Origin of the sequence: Nonomuraea sp. NPDC049607 (assembly GCF_040675375.1) — a bacterium.
In the GTDB taxonomy this organism is placed as follows: domain Bacteria; phylum Actinomycetota; class Actinomycetes; order Streptosporangiales; family Streptosporangiaceae; genus Nonomuraea.
The window spans coordinates 20091-37029 of the sequence record NZ_JBFAOV010000051.1 but is presented as its reverse complement, the minus strand read 5'-3'; the positions used below and the strand labels follow the sequence as shown (position 1 = coordinate 37029).

Below are 16939 nucleotides of genomic sequence, written 5' to 3'. Positions count from 1 at the left end.
GGTCAGTTCAGGCCGGGGTCAGGTCAGCGCGTAGCCGAGGACCTGCTCGTGGATCAGGCCCTCGCAGCCGGCCTGGTCCGTGACGAGGTGGTCGCCGCTGGCTGCGCGGCACCGGTGCAGCGCGACCGAGCCGGGCACCTGGCTGGTGTAGATGTGGCCGACCGGGCCCATCGGGAACTGCCCCTCGCAGCCCGGGTCGCGGGTGAGCAAGGTGTGCGCGCCGACCTTGCACTCGTACAGGGGCACGGTGCCGGACGCCTGGTTGCGCAGCAGCTTCCAGACGCGTTCCTGGGTGAAGCCGGGCGGCAGCAGCCGGGAGCTGGCCACGTGCCCCTTGCTCGCCTGGTAGCCGCGCCGGAGCTGGGTGTGGGGCAGCAGCTCGAAGCCGCACGACAACTGCGGGGGCGACAGGTCGTTGCGGTTGGCCAGCGCCCACGTCGACCAGGCCGGCTTGGCCGAGCCGTCGGTACGGCGCAGCCCCACGCCGAGACCGGCGGCCGTCTCGTCCGGGTGGTCGCTCATGCGGTGCCAGACGTAGCTCTCGATGCCCGGCGTGCCGAGGACGTTGCGGAAGGAGTTGCACAACTGCGACGCCTGCGCGGCCTCGGACGAGGGCGACAACGAGTTCACGCCGCTCTCGGTGAGCTGCACCTGCCAGGCCGACGGCGTGTTCGGGAACTGCTGGCGCAGCCACCCGACCAGCACGCCGATGTTGCCGTAGGTGACCTTCGGGAAGTCGTCGGCGGAGAACTGCGGCGCCAGCAGGTTCGGCGGGTAGGGGTGGTAGGCCACCCGCCAGGCCCGGTTGCCGGCCCGCGCCGCCAGGCCCTTGAGCACGGTCATGCCCGACAACATCGCGTCGGAGGCGGCCGGCTGGTCGTAGGCGGTGCCGAAGTGGTGGTCGAGCGAGGTGAGCACCTTCGCGGTGGGCTGCTGGGCCATGACCGCGTCGTAGGCGGCGTTGTAGTTCGCGGCGATCGCGTCCAGCCAGGCGGTCGTGCCGCACGCCGTGCCCTGGCCGCAGCCGATGTCGAACCAGGTGTTGCTGTTGACCTCGTTCATGACGACGAAGTCGGCGATGCGGCCGTTGCCGTGCTGCCCGTCGTAGCGCTGGGCCAGCATGCCGGCGAAGCGGCCGTAGTCGGCGGGGTTGTCGGGGACGCAGAACTTCTCGAACCCGGCGGCGGCGGGCGTGCAGGGACGGGCTCCGCGGGCCCAGGCCGGGGTGCCGTAGACGACGGCGGTGACGACGAGACCGCGGGCGGTCCAGTCCTTGATGGCGGCGTCGACGGCGGAGCCGACGGTGAAGCAGTGGCCGTCGAACTCCTGCGCGCCCGCCGCGCACGGCGGCGTCTTCACGCTGGGCTCCCACTCGGCCCAGATGAGGTTCATGGCGACGCCGCCGGCGTTGTTGCCGGCGATCTCGTTCTTGTCGGGCCAGAAGTCCGGTTGCAGGCCCTTGATGCGGTAGTCGGACCTGACCGGGTACGGCAGAGCGGCCGCCGCGGCGGCGACGGCCGGCGCGGCTGGGAGGAGAAGTAACAGGACGGCGGCGAGACGGGCAACCCAACGCATGGGACCTCCTGGGATTTAAACGTCTCAACAATGAGGCCCAGAAGGCGGCCAGGCAAGACCCGATTTCCTGCGGTAGGCCGAATTGAAACGTCACTGAGGGACGGTCGAGGCCCTGACCATGAGCTCCGGCTGGAAGACGATCTCCTGGTGCCAGTGGTTGACGTCGCCCCGGGCGTCGGTGAGCAGCAGTTCCGCGGCCGCCTGGCCGAGCTGGTGCTTGGGCTGGCGGACCGAGGTCAGCGACGGCGACAGCAGCTCGGCGAACTCGACGTCGTCGTAGCCCATCACCGCCATGTCGTGCGGGACGCGCACACCGCGCCGCTCCAGCCCGCGCAGCGCGCCCAGCGCCACCGTGTCGTTGACGCAGAACAGCGCCGTCGGCCCCTTGCGCGCGGGCAGCCGCCCCAGCGCCGCCTCGCCCTCGCGCGGGGTCAGCGCGGGCAGCGTGACCTCGGTGATCACCTCGTCGGGGTCGAGCCCGGCGGCCCGCACCGCCCTGGTCAGCCCCTCCCGCCGGTCGGCGCACTGGCGCACGATGTGCGGCCCGTTGAGGAAGGCGATGCGCCGGTGGCCGAGCCCCAGAAGGTGGGCGCCGGCCAGCTCGCCGCCCCTGACGTTGTCGACCGCCACCGCGCAGAGCTGGGCGTCGGCGCCCGGCCGGTCGAGCAGCACCATGCCGACCCCGCGCCTGCGCAGCTCCACCAGATGGGAGATGTCGGGCCCGGCGGGCGTGATGAGGATGCCGGGCACCCGGTGCTGCTCCAGGATCTGCAGGTAGTGGGCCTCCTTCTCGGCCGAGTCGCCGGAGCTGCACAACACCAGCAGCAGCTGCTCCTGCGACAGCCGGTTCTCGATGCCCGGCAGCACCTCGGTGAAGAACGGGTTGCCGATGTCGCGCACCAGGACGCCCACCGAGCGGCCGGAGCCGCCGCGAAGCTGCCGGGCGGGCGCGCTGGGCACGAAGCCGAGCGCCTTGATCGAGGCGCGCACCCGGCGCAACGTGCGCTCGGCCACCAGTTCGGGCCGGTTGAGCACGTTGGAGACCGTTCCCACGGACACGCCGGCATGGGCCGCGACGTCGACCATGCTGAGCCGCCGGCGCTCGGCCGGCTTGTGGATGTCGGTCACCGGTGGGCAGCCCTTCTGGTCACCTGGCAGAGAGAGCCAGTCTACTGGTTGAAATGTTTCAGCCAAACGACCCTGGCCTGCACATCTGGAACAGAGGCATTGACGGAAGTACCTCGGGGTGCCTACCGTGCGCATTGCTTGAAATGTTTCAACTAGCTTGGAGCCCCCTTGATGCATTTCGCCGTGACCGACCTGCGTGTCGAAGGACTGGCCGAACCGCTGGGCCTCGACGTGAGCGCGCCGGAGTTCTCCTGGCGGATCACCGGTGCCGGGCGAGGACGCTCGCAGAGCGCGTACCGGCTGGTCGTGGCCCGGGAGTGCGATCCGGCCGGTGACGAGGCCGAGCTGGTCTGGGACAGCGGCGTGGTCGCCTCCGCGGCGACCTTCGACGTCCCCTACGGCGGCGCCGGGCTGCGGCCCCGGACGCGCTACCAGTGGCGGGTCAAGGTGGCCGACGAGAGCGGCCAGTGGTCCGGTTGGAGCCCCGCGCACTGGTTCGAGACCGGGCTCGGCGAGGCCGGCGGATGGATGGCGGGCTGGATCGGCACCCCCGTGGTGCCCGGCTCCGAGCGGTTGCCGTCCCTGGAGAACGTGCCGCGCATCTGGGTCGCCGGCCCGCTCGGCCCGTCGGCGTCGCCGGTGGGCGCGTTCCGGACGCGGTTCTCGGTGCCGGGCGGGGCCAGGCCGCTGTCGGCGTGGCTGGTGATCGGCGGCGGCGACGGGGTCGAGGCGTACGTCAACGGGGTGCGGGTCGCCGGGGAGCTCCGGGAGGGGGCGTTCGTGGCCGACGCGGGCGACCTGGTGGCCTCGGGGGAGAACGTGCTCGCGATCAGGGCCGCCGGGTCCGGGCTGTGCGTGCGGCTGGAGGTCGTGGTCGAGGGACGGCCCGCGCTGCCGCAGCTCGTCCCCGTGGCGGGCGAGGGCACGGTGACCGTCACCTCCGGCGGCCGGTGGCGGGCCGAGGACGGGCCGGTCGAGGGCTTCGAGCAGCCCGGCCACGACGACGCGGACTGGCGGCTGGCCGAGGAGGTCGGGCTGCACGGCGACCCGCCGCTGGGCCGTGAGCCGGTCGGCGACCGGCCGAGCCCGTACCTGCGGCGCGAGTTCGGCGTGCCGTCGCCGGTGCGCCGGGCCAGGCTGTACGCCACCGCGCTCGGCGTCTACGAGATCCACCTCAACGGCGCACGGGTCGGCGCCGACCACCTGGCCCCCGGCTGGACCGACTACCGTCACCGCGTCGCGTACCAGACCTATGACGTGACGGCGCTGGTGTCGGAGGGGCGCAACGCGATCGGCGCGGTCCTCGCCGACGGCTGGTACGCCGGCAACATCAGCTGGTTCGGCTCCTTCCAGTACGGCCGCCGCCTGGCCTTCCGCGCCGAGCTGGAGATCCTGCACGAGGACGGCTCCCGCACCCGGCTGCGCACCGACGCCGACTGGCGCGCGGGCTCCGGCGCGATCCGCTACGCCGACCTGCAGAACGGCGAACGCCAGGACCTGGCCGCCGAGCCGCTCGGCTGGACGGCCGCCGGGTTCGACGACTCGGGATGGGCGCCCGCGGTGCCGGTGAGCCCCCCGGCGGGCCGGGTGACAGCCTCCGTCGCGCCGCCGATCCGGGTGCACGAGGAGGTGGAGCCGGTGGCGGTGTGGGAGTCCCGGCCCGGTGTGTGGATCGCCGACTTCGGCCAGAACCTGGTCGGCTGGGTCCGGCTCACCGGCCGCGCCGGCCGCGACCGCCCGGTGGTGCTGCGGCACGCCGAGGTCCTCGACCACGAGGGCGGCCTGCACCTGGCCAACCTGCGCTCGGCCCGCGCCACGGACGAGTTCCTGCCGCGCGGCGAGCAGGCCGAGACGTTCGAGCCCAGGTTCACCTTCCACGGCTTCCGGTACGCCGAGGTGTCGGGCCTGCACGCCGCCCCGGAGTCGATCACGGCCAGGGTGGCCCACGCCGCGATGGAGCCGGCCGGCGAGTTCACCTGCTCCGACGAGCGGCTCGACCGGTTGCAGCGCAACATCGTGTGGGGGCAGCGCGGCAACTTCCTGGCCGTCCCCACCGACTGCCCGCAGCGGGACGAGCGGCTCGGCTGGACCGGCGACATCTGGGCCTTCGCCCCGACCGCGCTGTTCAACTACGACGCCGCCGCGTTCCTGCGGAGCTGGCTGACCGACGTGGTCGACGCCCAGGGCGACGACGGCGCGGTCACCCACGTGGTGCCCGACGTGCTGTCGGGCCGCGGCCTGTCGCCCAACCCCAAGGAGGCCGGCTCGCCCGGCTGGGGCGACGCGCTGATCATGCTGCCGTGGGCGCTGCACCGGCTGCGCGGCGACGCCGGCGTGGTCGCGGCCTGCTTCGAGCCGATGCTGCGCTGGCTGGCCTACCTGGACCAGCGCTCCGACGGCGGCATCTTCCCCGATGAGGGGTTCGGCGACTGGCTGTCGATCGGCGCCGAGACCCCCAAGCGGCTCGTCGGCACGGCGATCTTCGCGCTGTCGGCCCGGCAGCTCGCCGGGCTCGCCGCCGCGCTCGGTCGCGACGCCGACGAACGCACCTGCCTGGAGCTGTACGAACGCGTGCGCCGGGCCTTCCGCGCGGCCTTCGTCGAGGGTCCCGGCGTGGTGGCGAGCGGCACGCAGACCGCGTACGTGCTGGCCGTGACGGCCGGGCTGCTGGAGGAGCACGAGCTGCCCAGGGCCGCGGCCCGGCTGGCCGGGGACGTCGAGGCGCGCGGCGGCCACCTGTCGACCGGGTTCCTCGGCACGCCGTACCTGCTGGACGCGCTCACCTCGACCGGACGGCTGGACGTGGCCTACCGGCTGCTGACCCAGGACACCTTCCCGTCCTGGCTCTACCCGGTCGTGCACGGCGACGCGACGACCATGTGGGAGCGCTGGGACTCCTGGAGCCACCACCGCGGGCTGCACGACCCCGGCATGAACTCCTTCAACCACTACGCCTACGGCGCCGTCGGCGACTGGATGTACCGGACGGTCGGCGGGCTGGCCCCCGGCTCGCCCGGCTACGCCGACATCGTCGTGCGCCCCCGCCCCGGCGGCGGGATCGGCTGGGCGCGGACCGCCCACCGCACCCGGCACGGCCAGGTGGAGATCTCCTGGCGGCTCGCCGACGACGGCTTCGCCCTGGACGTCGTCGTGCCGCCCAACACCCGCGCCGAGGTGCACGTGCCCGCGCCGCCGGAGCGGGTGACCGAGGGCGGCCGGCCGGCGGGCGAGGCGGAGGGCGTAACCTTCGACCGCCTCGACGACGGGGCCGCGGTCTACCGGGTCGGCTCGGGCTCGTACGCGTTCCGCACCCTGTGACGGCTGAGAGGCATTGACGATCGTGACCAGCACAAAAGCGCGCCGCCGGATCCCGTGGGGCGTCTACCTCGTCCTCCTTCCCACCTTCGCCCTGCTCGCGGCGTTCGCCTACTACCCCGCGCTCAACGGCATGCTGCACTCGCTCTACGAGTGGCGGCCGGGCTTCCAGTCGCCGTTCGTCGGCCTGGAGAACTACCTCACGATGCTCGGCGACGACCTGTGGTGGGCCTCCTTCCGCAACGCCGGGATCATCTTCGTCTGGGCCGTCACGCTCATGTGGGTCTTCCCGCTGCTGGCCGCCGAGCTGGTGATGTCGCTGTCCAGCGAGCGGCTGAGGTTCGTCTTCCGCACCCTGCTCATCCTGCCGCTGGCCTTCCCGGCCGTGGTCAACGTGCTGCTGTGGCAGTTCATGTACGACCCGCGCGACGGCGTCGTCAACAGCCTGCTGCGCGCGCTCGGCCTGGACGGGCTGGCGGGCAACTGGATCGGCGACCCCGCCACGGCGCTGGCCGCGCTGATGACGATCGGCTTCCCGTGGGTGGCGAGCCTGCCGTTCCTGGTCTTCCTGTCGGCGTTGCAGAACGTGCCGGCCGAGATCTACCAGGCCGCCGAGGTGGACGGCGCCGGGCGGCTGCGCCGCTTCTGGAGCATCGACCTGCCGATGATGTTCCGCGACGTCAAGCTGCTGTTCGTGCTGGCGGTGATCTCGGTGCTCCAGTACGGCATGCAGGCCCACATCATGACCAAGGGCGGCCCCGACAACGCCACGCAGGTGCCGGTGCTGCGCATGCTGGACGCCGCCTTCGTGGACACCAGCTGGGGGTACGCGGCCGCGCTCGGCACCGTGCTGTTCGCGCTGACCCTCGGGGTGAGCCTGGTCGCGCTGGCGCTCGGCAGGAGGTCGGCGTCGTGAACCGGACCCGCAGGACCGATCTCGTGGCCGGCGGCGTGCTGGCGGTGCTGGCCTTCACCGGGCTGTTCCCGTACCTGTTCATGCTCGCCGCGTCGCTCAAGGACAACGAGCAGTTCTTCGCCAGCTACTGGTCTCCGGCCTGGCCGGTCCACCTGGACAACTACGCGGCGGCCTGGGAGCAGGTCAGCCCGTACCTGTTCACCTCGTTCGTGGTGGCGGCGCTGGCCATCGCCGGCACGATGCTGCTGGCCCCGGCGGCGGCGTTCGTGTTCGCCCGCTACCGCTTCCCGGGGCGCAACGCGCTGTTCGGGCTGGTCGCGGCGCTGCTCATGGTGCCCTCGATCACCAGCCTGATCCCGCTGTTCGTGCTGATGCGCGACCTCGGCATCCTGGACAGCCGGCTGGTGCTGATCGTCCCGCACGTCACCGCGAACACGGTCTTCGGGATCGTCGTCATGCGCACGTACATGGCGCAGATCCCCGAGGAGATCTTCGAGGCGGCGCGGGTGGACGGGGCCGGCGGCGTCCGGCTGTTCGCGGGCTTCATGCTGCCGCTGGCCCGGCCGGTGATCGGCACGGTGGCGCTGATGACGGTGCTGGGCGTGTGGAACGACTACTTCTGGCCGCTGCTCACCGTGCAGACCGATGCCTACCGGACGATCCCGGCGGGGCTGGCCTTCTTCGCCAACCAGAACGTGCAGCAGTGGGGCCCGCTGTTCGCCGGTTACGTCCTGGCCAGTCTCCCCTTGGTGGTGCTGTTCACGTTCCTGTCCAAGTGGTTCCTGGCGGGCATCCAGGGCGGCATCGTGTCCGGCAAGTGAGCCGCCGCCGCGATTGAAACGTATCAATAAGGAAAGGACCCCTACCCCGATGAGAACACCCCCCAAGAGCGGGCTGGCGGCCTCGGCCATGCTGCTCGCGCTGACAGGCTGCGGCCTGCTCGGCACCGGCGGCACGTCCGCCCAGGACGGCGGCGGCAAGGTGACGATCACCCTGGCCGGCCCCAACCAGTGGAACGCCAGCGGCAGCAGCTTCGGACCTGCCTGGGAGGCGCTGGTCGACTCCTTCGAGAAGCGCGAGCCCGGCATCGAGGTCAAGACGCAGGTCCTGCCCCTCGACGGCTTCATGCAGACGATCACCACCCAGCTCGCCGCCGGCACCGCGCCCGAACTGGTCTTCAACCAGCCGCCGCACAAGGCCCACGAGGTGCACGCACTCGACGACGAGCTGCAGAAGCCCAACCCGTACGTGCCGGGCAACCAGCGCTGGATCGACGTGTTCAGGAAGGAGTACTACGGCCCCGCCGTCTCCAAGGCGCTGAGCAAGGAGAGCGGCAAGCTGGAGTACATCCCCTTCAACCTGGTCGCCATCGGCCTGTTCTACAACAAGGACGCCTTCGCCAAGGCGGGCCTCGACAAACCCCCGGCCACCTGGGCGGACTTCAAGGGCGCCTGCGCCAAGCTCAAGGCGGCCGGCTTCGACCCCGTCGCCCTCGACAAGGGCGGCCTGGCCACCGGCTGGACGTGGGAGGCGGTCAGCACCCAGCTCATCGACAAGTACCACGACGACTGGAACTTCTTCGACGCCACCGGCAAGCCGGGCAAGGCGCCGACCGTGACCGAGAAGTCGATGAGCAAGGCCATCAAGGAAGGCACGCTCACCACCAAGACGCCGGAGGTCGCCGAGTCCCTGAAGATCTACAAGGAGTTCTTCGACTGCGGCACCCCCAACTGGACGGGCGTGGCCGACGGCGGTGCGACCGTGGGCTACCGCGACTTCGTCTCGGGCAAGGCCGCCATGTCGTGGGGCACCGACTTCGCCGTCGAGGCGCTGAAGACGGACGCCAAGTTCGCGCTCGGCACGATGCCGTTCCCGACGATCACCAAGGACAGCACGCCGCTGTCGTCGGAGGCCCCGGCCCGTTACGGCGCCTCGATCGGCGGCACCAGCTACATGATCCCCTCGACCGTCAAGGGCGAGAAGTACGCGGCGGCGGTCAAGTTCCTGCAGTACATGAGCTCGCCGGCGATCAAGCCCTGGCTGGACGCGACCGGCGGCCTGCCCGCCGTCGAGGGCGTGCAGCCGTCGGCCGAGACCGCCGGGCTGCTGGAGGGCGAGTGGGGCAAGCCGTTCCGGGTGGTGGCGCTGCCGGGCGGCCCGGAGGGCACCTCCTTCCGCGACGTCTTCGACGGCTACCTGCTCGGCCGGCGGTCCCTGGAGGAGGAGCTGGCCGACCTGGACAAGTGGTGGAAGCGCGGCATCGAGGCCGGGATCAAGAAGAACGCCTGGGGCGACGAGGACTGGGCCAAGTAGGAGGAGATGACATGCGATTGTTGATGGCTCTGGCGCTGGCCGTCCCGATGCTGGCCGTCCCGGCGCAGGCCCTGCCCGCGCGCGCGGCGGCGGCCGGTGGGGTGAGCGGCGTCGAGGTCGGCGGGAGCACGATCACCGTCACCGGGGTCGCCCCGGGCCCGGCCGAGCTGTACGCGCTGGACACCTGGCAGGACTCGACCACGGGGGAGCGGCCGGTCGCGACCGTCGAGGCGGGCCCGTTCCGCGTCGAGGTGCCCCGGATGGACGGGGACCAGGACCGGCTCTACGACAAGTTCCTCGCGGTGGGCGCGGACGGCCCGCTGGGAGAGGTGCACTACGCCGACGAACTGAGCTTCGCGTCGGCCACCCAAACCCCTTATCCCGAAATGTCGGGCAAAAAGGGGTTGCAGGTTCAGATGACCGACGACGCCGAGGAGATCGGCGTCCAGCACGCCGGCATCAACCTGGCCCTCGACTCGGTCATGATGGCCGGGCCGGGCGCCCCGGGCAACACCATCGAGTTCGTCTCGCAGGGCAAGACGTACTATTTCGACCGCGGCGCCGTCGCCGGGCTCGACGCCCAGGTCAAGCCGCTGTCGGACAACGGCGTCCTGGTCAACATGATCGTGCTGGTCTACAACAGCGGCGCCCCCAACTCCGCCGCCCGCACGCTCATCCACCCCGACGCCGAGCTGGGCAAGGGCACGGTGTACGCGTTCAACACCAAGACGGCCGAGGGCGAGGCGCACTTCACCGCCGCGATGGAGTTCTTCGCCCAGCGCTACAGCCAGGCCGACGGCCGCTACGGCCGGGCGTGGGGCTGGATCGTCGGCAACGAGATCGACGCCCAGCAGTTCTGGTACAACATGGGCCGCCAGGACCGCGACGTGTTCCTCGACCAGTACGCCCGCGCCATGCGGCTGACCTGGCAGGCCGTGCGCAAGGCCGACGCCGCCGCCCGCGTCTACACCTCGCTGACGCACTTCTGGACGGGCGCCGCCAACGACGACCCCAAGTACACCTACAAGGGCCGCGACGTGGTGGACGGGCTCAACACCCTCACCAAGCGCCAGGGCGACTTCGACTGGAACATCGCCTACCACCCCTACCCGGAGAACCTGTTCAACCCGGCGTTCTGGAACGACAAGACCGCCACCGACAGCTTCGACACCCTGCGGATCACGTTCAAGAACATCGAGCTGCTGCCGCGCTACCTCGCCCAGGACCAGCTGACCTACAACGGGCAACGGCGGCGGGTGATCCTCTCCGAACAGGGCCTGAACTCCCAGGACTACTCCGCCAAGGAACTGGAGCTGCAGGCCGCGGCCTACGCCTACGCCTACTACAAGATCGCCTTCGCCGACGGCATCGACTCCTTCATCCTGCACCGGCACGTCGACCACAAGCAGGAGGGCGGCCTCCGGCTCGGCCTGTGGACATGGGACGAGGAGCACAGCGCGCCCTCCAACGCGGGCGAGCGCAAGCCGCTGCACGAGGTGTTCGCCGGCATCGACACCGACCGGTCGCTGGAGGTGACCGAGTTCGCCAAGAAGATCATCGGCATCTCCGACTGGAAGGACGTCATCCCCGGCTTCGACCCCGCCGAGCTGGCCGTCAGGAAGCCGCCCGCCGTGGCCGGCACGCAGCTCGACGCCAAGCCGGTGGCCGAGCGGGTGATCTCCGGCTTCGAGACCGACACCGGCGGCTGGCGGCCCTCGGACAACGCCGCCGCCGTCGAGCGGACGGCCGTGGACGGCGGGCACGCGCTGCGCGTGCGCTTCGACCGCGACCTGCCCGGCTGGTCGCGGTACGCCAAGTCGTACAAGGGTGCCGACGTGCTGTTCGACAAGCCGCTCGACGCCTCGCGCACGCCGTCGCTGTCGGTGTCGATCCGGGTGCCGGCCGAGGCCGACGACGGCTTCAAGCCGGGCAACGTCTTCACCGCCAGGGTCCGCGCGTACGGGCGCGGCGGCGCGGTGGCGGAGGGCGTCGGCACGATCGACCCCGCGCTCGGCTGGAACCGGCTCACGCTGGACCTGTCCCGCTGGGCCCCGCGCGCCGCGATCTCCCGGGTCAAGGTGTGGGTACGCGGCTCGGTCGGCTCCGACTGGGCGGGCTCGTACGACATCGACCGGCTGAGCCTCGCCGCGGCCGCGGTGCCCGGTCTCGCCCGGCGCAACGTCGAGGTGAGCGCGTCCACCGCCGAACGCGGCAGGATCGGCTCCAAGGTCACCTTCACCGTCACCAACCGGGACGTGCTGCCGATGGCCGGACGGGTCACGCTGTCGGCCTGCGACGGCGTGGGCGTCGATCCGGCCGCCCTGCGGGTGACCGGCCTGCGCACCGGCGAGAGCCGCACGTTCGAGACCGCGCTGACGGCGTACGCGCCCGCGAACCAGGAGTATCCGGTCGTGTGCGCGTCCTACCTGGGGCACACGGACCGGGTGACGTTCCGGCTGCCGCCGCAGGCCGCGTACGTGCCGCCGGCCCCCGACGCCTTCGCCAACCAGGAGCTGGCCGACGGCTTCGACCTGGCGGGCGACTACCAGGCGCACCGGGTGCTGCCGGAGGACAAGGAGCTGCCGCAGGTGACGTACGCGGACGGCGCGCTGTCGGCCGGGCACCCGTCGGCGTCCTGGTTCGGGCTGATGTCGTCGGGCGTCTCGCCGCGCAACCCGGCGTTCGCCACGGCGATCACGATCAGGAAGTTCCAGGGCGACTCCGCCGACATGGACACCGTCTACACGGGCCTGGTCAAGGACGGCAAGACGGACGTGGTGGCGTTCTACGTCAACAGCCAGAAGTTCGCCGGTTTCGAGGTGCGCGGCCCGCAGGTGCCGGGCGGGCTCGCGGTCTTCGGCGTCAAGCAGGGCGTGACCGTCCCCGACGGCGGCCGCTTCGCGCTGTCGCTGGTGGGCGAGCGGGCCGCCATGTACGCCGACACCGGCTCCGGCTGGGAGCTGGTGACCGCGGCCACGCTGGAACACCTGCCGGCGCTGTCGGACCCGGAGGTCAGGGCCGGTTACCGCTACGGTTTCGGCGTCCGCGGCGACCCCGGCTCCAGCCCGCTGGTGCTGGACGCCGTGGAAGGCCGCAGCATCTCCTGACGCCCATCGGCCCACCGGCCACCGGACCGGCCCGTCGCGCGTCACCGCGGCGGGCCGGTTCGCGTCCGGAGGCGGGCCGACCGGCGGAACCGGAGGGTTCAAGGCCACATGTCCTGGGGGAAGCCGGTCCAGCGGAGGTCGGCCGGCAGGTGGCTCAGGTCGTTGTACATCACCATCGTGGGCGGCAGCCCGGTGCGGTACTCGATGATCGTCAGCCCGGTGTTGGCGCTGTTCAGGCCGAGCCAGCGGGGCAACGGCGCGTCCAGCGCGTGCCGTACCAGCCATGCGATCTGACCGGCGTGCGTCACCAGCACCTCGTGCACGTCGGAGGCGGGCCCGTCGGGGGCGTGGGCGAAGCGGGCGACCAGGGCGTCGGCGAGCGCCCGCCCCGAGGCCGCCTCCGCCCGGTCGAAGCCGTCGAAGTACCCGGCCCAGGAAGCGGGCGTCTCGGCGGGCGCGGGGACGTACGGCACGTGGTTGACGAGCTCGGCGGCCTCGGCCACGGGGACGTCCGGAAGGCGCCGGGCCAGCTCGCGCGTGCTCTCGGCGGCGCGCGCCAGCGGTGAGTGCCACACGGCGTCGATCGGCATGCCCGCCAGCCGGTCGCCCAGCAGGGCCGACTGCCGCCGTCCCGCGTCGGTGAGCTGCCCGAACGCGTCGGCCGCGCCGTGGCGGGCCAGGTAGAGGTGTCGCGTCGTCATCGATGTCCGGGAAGCGCGCCCCGCGGGGCCGGCTCCCCTCTCCTCTCAGGTGTTCGGTCAGGCGGCGGTGACGGTGCCGGCGGTGCCGTCGACGGTGACGAGCGTGCCGTCCAGGAGCCTGCCGGTCGCGTCCGGGACGCCCAGGACGGCCGGGATGGCGTGCTCCCGGGCCACGATCGCGGCGTGGGAGAGCACGCCGCCGGTCTCGGTGACGACGCCGGCGGCCATGCGCAGCAGCGGCGTCCAGGCGGGGTCGGTGAAGGGGCAGACGAGCACGTCGCCCGGCAGCACGCGGGCGAAGTCGGCCGGCCCGCGCACGATCCGCGCGATGCCGGTCACGGCGCCACGGCTGCCCGGCGTCCCGACGAGCGCCCCGGCCGGTCCGTCCGCGGCGCGGGTGAGCGGGTCGGCGAGCGGGGGAGCGGCGGTGACCGGGCGGGCCTGGAGGATCCAGACGCGGCCGTCGGCGACGGCCCACTCGACGTCCTGCGGCCCGCCGCGCAGGGCGGCGATCTCCGCGCCCAGCCCGGCGAGCCGGACGGCGGTCGCGTCGTCGATCGCCGCCCGCCCCCGGACGCCGGCCGGCACGTCACGGACGACGAGCCGCGCGCCCTCCCGGTCGAGCCGGGTGCGTTTGTCGGCGACGGCGCGTTCGACCGATCCGTCCCCGGCGACGCGGTAGGAGTCGGGGGTGACCGTGCCGCCCACGACGCTGGGCCCGAGCCCCCAGGAGGCCTCGATCCTGGTGGGCTCGTCCGGCCCGCCGGGGGTGAACATGACCCCGGACACCGCGGCGTCCAGGTGCCGCTGGACGACGACGGCCATCATCGGGTCGCCGCCCGACCGGTCGCCGACGGCGGCGCGGGGCGAGAACAGCGAGGCCCAGCAGGCGCGCACGGCCTCGGTGACCCCGGCGACCCCCCGTACGGCGAGGAAGCTCTCGTAGATGCCGGCCGCGGAGGTCAGGCCGGTGTCCTCGTCGGCCGCCGACGACCGCACGGCCACCGGCGGGTCGCCGAGCCCGCCGAGCGCGCGCAACCCGTCCGCCAGCGCCGCCACCACCCCGGCGGGGACCGGCCGCCCCTCGATCGCCTGCCGCGCCGCGGCGAGCCCGTCCGGTCCGGCGGCGTGCCGCGCGAGGTCCAGGTCGCCGACCGCGGCGAGGTAGGCGGCGAACGGGAGCACGAAGCCGCCGGGAACCGGCAGCCCGGCCCGGATCAGCGCGCCGAGCGCGCCGCCCTTGCCCCCGCAGGTGTCGGCCACGGCCTCCTTGAGGGGTACGATCATCCGCCCCGCCTTTCAACAAAATGTTGACGATGTCCCGCCGATTGTGAATCATGTCCCGCATGGAACGCAACCACGACCAGGCTCACACCACGCGGGCCGACCATCTCCAGGCCCAGAGGGAGAGGGAGGCGCGCCGGCGTCTCCTGGACCTGGGCGCCGACCGGCTCGAACCCCGTCCCTGGCAACCGCCGCCCGTCCCGCCGTCGGCGGTCGACCTGGCCCGGTTCGCCGTCTGGCGCAACGCCGACCTGGACCAGCAGGACGCCCTGAGCGCGCTCGCCCTGCTGCCCGCCGCGCGCGCCGAGGTCGAGGCGATCGAGTCCGCCCTGCTGTTCACCGCCCGCAGCGCCGGGCTGACCTGGGCGCAGATGGCCGAGGCGATGGGGTTCAACTCGCCGCAGGCGTGCCAGCAGCACTACACCCGCCTGACCGCCCGTCAGGAGGCCGGCGCATGACCAGGAACTCCGCGCCCGACCTGCTGGTGTTGCACGCCGTACGCGTCACCGGCTTCGCCGACACCCCCGTGCTCGCCCGGCGGTACGCGCTCGGCGTGGCCGAGACCGAAGAGGAGCTGCGCGACGCCGAGGCGCGCGGCTGGGTGAGCCACACCGCGTTCGCCGGTACCGGCGGCTGGTCGCTGACCGAGTCCGGCCGGGCCGAGGACGAGCGGCGGCTCGCCGCCGAGCTCGAACTCGTCGGCGGCGCCGAGGAGGTCCACGGCGTCTACCGCGAGTTCCTCCCGCTGAACGCCCTCCTGCTGAAGGCGTGCACCGACTGGCAGCTGCGCCCGGACGGCCGCGACCGGCTCGCCGCCAACGACCACTCCGACCCCGCCTGGGACGCCCGGATCCTGCACGAGCTCTCCGTCGTCGGCCGCGCGCTCCAGCCGCTCGCCGAACGGCTCACCGGCGTCCTGACCCGGTTCGGCGGGTACGACACCCGCTTCGCCGCCGCCCTGGCCCGGGCCCGCAACGGGGAGGGCGCCTGGGTCGACCGCACCGACGTCGACTCCTGCCACCGCGTCTGGTTCGAGCTGCACGAGGACCTGATCGCCACCCTCGGCATCGACCGCCACGCCCACTCCTGACCGCCGCGCCGGACGTGCCGGTGCCGTCAGGGTCAGTCGTCGGCCTCGGTGATGGTCAGGCCCGCTTCGGCGGCCGCCGCGTAGGCGTCGTCGATGTGCACGACGCGGTGTCCGGCGCGGGCGAGCAGGCTGGTCGCGGCGGCGGCCCGGTAGCCGGAGCCGCAGTGCGTCCACACCGTGCCGGCGGGCACGTCGGCGAGGCGGTGCGGCAGGTCGGGCAGGGGGATGTGGGTGGCGCCCTCGACGTGGCCGGCCCGCCATTCGTTGGTCATGCGCACGTCCAGCACGACGTCCGGGGCGGGCAGGTGCGCGGGGGCGCGCCCGGCCCGGACGGCGGCCAGATCGGCGAACGTGGCCACCGCCAGCTCGCCCAGCCGGTCGTCGTGGCCGCCGGCCCACTGATCCGGGTCGCCGGTCGCGGCGGCGGCCGGGCGGTCGACGCCGATGCGGGCCAGCTCGCGCTGGGCGGCGGCGACCTGCCCGGCGTCCTCGCCCAGGAGGGTGATCGGCGCGCCCCAGGGAGCCATCCAGGCGAGCCAGGTGGACATGGGGCCGTCCAGGCCGAAGCTGAGGGTGCCGGTCAGGTGGCGGCTGGCGAACGCCTTGCGGGAGCGCAGGTCGACCACCCATTCGCCGGCCTCGATGCGCTTCCTGAGCTCCTCGGGGTCGGCGGCCCGGACGGGCGTGAGGTCGATCGGATCGCCGCCCTCGGAGTTGCGCGGGCCCATGTGGGCGTAGTACGCGGGGTAGGCGTCGAGACCGGCGAGGGTCTGGGCGACGAAGTCGTCGGCCTCCAGGCGCAGCGCCGGGTTGGCCTGCCTCTCGCGGCCGATCGTGGAGGCCGGGGCGTCGGCCTGCGTCGCCGAGCAGAAGCTGCCGAAGCCGTGGGTGGGCCACACCTGGGCGCCGTCGGGCAGCAGGTCGGCCAGGCGGCGCGCGGAGGTGTGCTGGCTGTGGGCCAGGGTGTGGGCGTGCTCGGCGCCGAGCAGGTCGGTGCGCCCGGTGGTGCCGAAGAGCAGCGAGCCGCCGGTGAAGACGCCCTCGGGGCCGTCCGGGCCGGTCAGGATGTACGACAGGTGGTGGAAGGTGTGACCGGGGGTGGCCACCGCCCGGACGGTCATCGCGCCGGACAGCGTGACCTCCTCGCCGTCGGAGATCGGCCGGCGGTCGAACCGCACGCTCTCGTCGGCGGCCACCAGATAGGCGGCGCCGGTCACCCTGGCCAGGGCCAGACCGCCCGAGACGTAGTCGTTGTGCAGGTGGGTCTCGGCCACGTGGGTGATGCGCACGCCGAGACGTCCGGCCAGGGCGAGGATCCGGTCGATGTCGCGCTGCGGGTCCACGACCAGGGCGACGTCTCCGTCGTGGGCCAGGTAGCTGCGGTCGCCCAGGGAGGAGGTCGCCACCACCTCGATGTGGATCGTGCTCATCGTCTTCGCCGCCTTCGTGTCGTCACGGTCGGTTCCCGGTCGGGGACGTTTCTAACCGGCGATACCCTAGGGGGTATACG

The 16939-nt window shown here is 72.7% G+C and carries 12 protein-coding genes; 7 read left to right on the top strand and 5 right to left on the bottom strand.

Annotation, left to right across the window (positions count from 1 at the left end; genetic code table 11):
- Positions 1 to 18: 18 nt before the first annotated feature.
- The gene (locus AB0J97_RS47345; protein WP_357708477.1) at positions 19 to 1575 is read right to left on the bottom strand and encodes a DUF5722 domain-containing protein; all 1557 of its coding nucleotides are present in this window, start codon (positions 1573 to 1575) and stop codon (positions 19 to 21) included.
- Between the two features lie 90 nt (positions 1576 to 1665).
- On the bottom strand, positions 1666 to 2703 hold the full coding sequence (locus AB0J97_RS47340) for a LacI family DNA-binding transcriptional regulator (RefSeq protein WP_357708474.1): 1038 nt from the start codon (positions 2701 to 2703) through the stop codon (positions 1666 to 1668).
- Between the two features lie 171 nt (positions 2704 to 2874).
- On the opposite strand from AB0J97_RS47340, the gene AB0J97_RS47335 reads away from it, so the two are divergent.
- The 5 genes from AB0J97_RS47335 to AB0J97_RS47315 are packed head-to-tail and all read left to right on the top strand — an operon-like array spanning position 2875 to position 12354.
- Positions 2875 to 6021 carry a glycoside hydrolase family 78 protein gene (locus tag AB0J97_RS47335; protein WP_364102722.1) on the top strand — a complete coding sequence of 1049 codons (3147 nt, stop codon included), beginning with the start codon at positions 2875 to 2877 and terminating at the stop codon, positions 6019 to 6021.
- A gap of 22 nt (positions 6022 to 6043) precedes the next feature.
- Positions 6044 to 6934 carry a sugar ABC transporter permease gene (locus AB0J97_RS47330; RefSeq protein ID WP_357708470.1) on the top strand — a complete coding sequence of 297 codons (891 nt, stop codon included), beginning with the start codon at positions 6044 to 6046 and terminating at the stop codon, positions 6932 to 6934.
- Positions 6931 to 7755, top strand: coding sequence for a carbohydrate ABC transporter permease (locus tag AB0J97_RS47325; RefSeq protein ID WP_364102719.1), 825 nt, complete (start codon positions 6931 to 6933; stop codon positions 7753 to 7755). Before AB0J97_RS47330 ends, AB0J97_RS47325 begins: the two co-directional genes overlap by 4 nt.
- A 49-nt stretch (positions 7756 to 7804) precedes the next feature.
- Positions 7805 to 9247 (top strand): extracellular solute-binding protein, encoded by a 1443-nt coding sequence (locus tag AB0J97_RS47320; RefSeq protein WP_364102716.1) that lies wholly within the window; start codon positions 7805 to 7807, stop codon positions 9245 to 9247.
- A gap of 11 nt (positions 9248 to 9258) precedes the next feature.
- Complete coding sequence (locus tag AB0J97_RS47315; protein ID WP_364102713.1) at positions 9259 to 12354, top strand: DUF5722 domain-containing protein; 3096 nt, start codon at positions 9259 to 9261, stop codon at positions 12352 to 12354.
- 98 nt (positions 12355 to 12452) lie between these two features.
- Here the strand turns inward: AB0J97_RS47315 and AB0J97_RS47310 are convergent, their stop codons facing one another.
- Together AB0J97_RS47310 and AB0J97_RS47305 are read right to left on the bottom strand one after the other, a co-directional pair.
- Positions 12453 to 13055 carry a histidine phosphatase family protein gene (locus AB0J97_RS47310; RefSeq protein WP_364102710.1) on the bottom strand — a complete coding sequence of 201 codons (603 nt, stop codon included), beginning with the start codon at positions 13053 to 13055 and terminating at the stop codon, positions 12453 to 12455.
- A 57-nt stretch (positions 13056 to 13112) separates the two neighbouring features.
- Positions 13113 to 14342 carry a PEP/pyruvate-binding domain-containing protein gene (locus tag AB0J97_RS47305; RefSeq protein WP_364102707.1) on the bottom strand — a complete coding sequence of 410 codons (1230 nt, stop codon included), beginning with the start codon at positions 14340 to 14342 and terminating at the stop codon, positions 13113 to 13115.
- A 59-nt stretch (positions 14343 to 14401) separates the two neighbouring features.
- Between AB0J97_RS47305 and AB0J97_RS47300 the strand changes: the two genes are divergently transcribed.
- Together AB0J97_RS47300 and AB0J97_RS47295 are read left to right on the top strand one after the other, a co-directional pair.
- Positions 14402 to 14797 (top strand): DNA-binding protein, encoded by a 396-nt coding sequence (locus tag AB0J97_RS47300; protein WP_364102704.1) that lies wholly within the window; start codon positions 14402 to 14404, stop codon positions 14795 to 14797.
- The gene (locus AB0J97_RS47295) at positions 14794 to 15429 is read left to right on the top strand and encodes a transcriptional regulator (RefSeq protein ID WP_364102701.1); all 636 of its coding nucleotides are present in this window, start codon (positions 14794 to 14796) and stop codon (positions 15427 to 15429) included. The genes AB0J97_RS47300 and AB0J97_RS47295 overlap by 4 nt, the downstream gene beginning before the upstream one ends.
- Before the next feature lie 32 nt (positions 15430 to 15461).
- On the opposite strand, the gene AB0J97_RS47290 is transcribed toward AB0J97_RS47295, so the two are convergent.
- Positions 15462 to 16859, bottom strand: coding sequence for an MBL fold metallo-hydrolase (locus AB0J97_RS47290; RefSeq protein ID WP_364102698.1), 1398 nt, complete (start codon positions 16857 to 16859; stop codon positions 15462 to 15464).
- Positions 16860 to 16939: the final 80 nt, after the last annotated feature.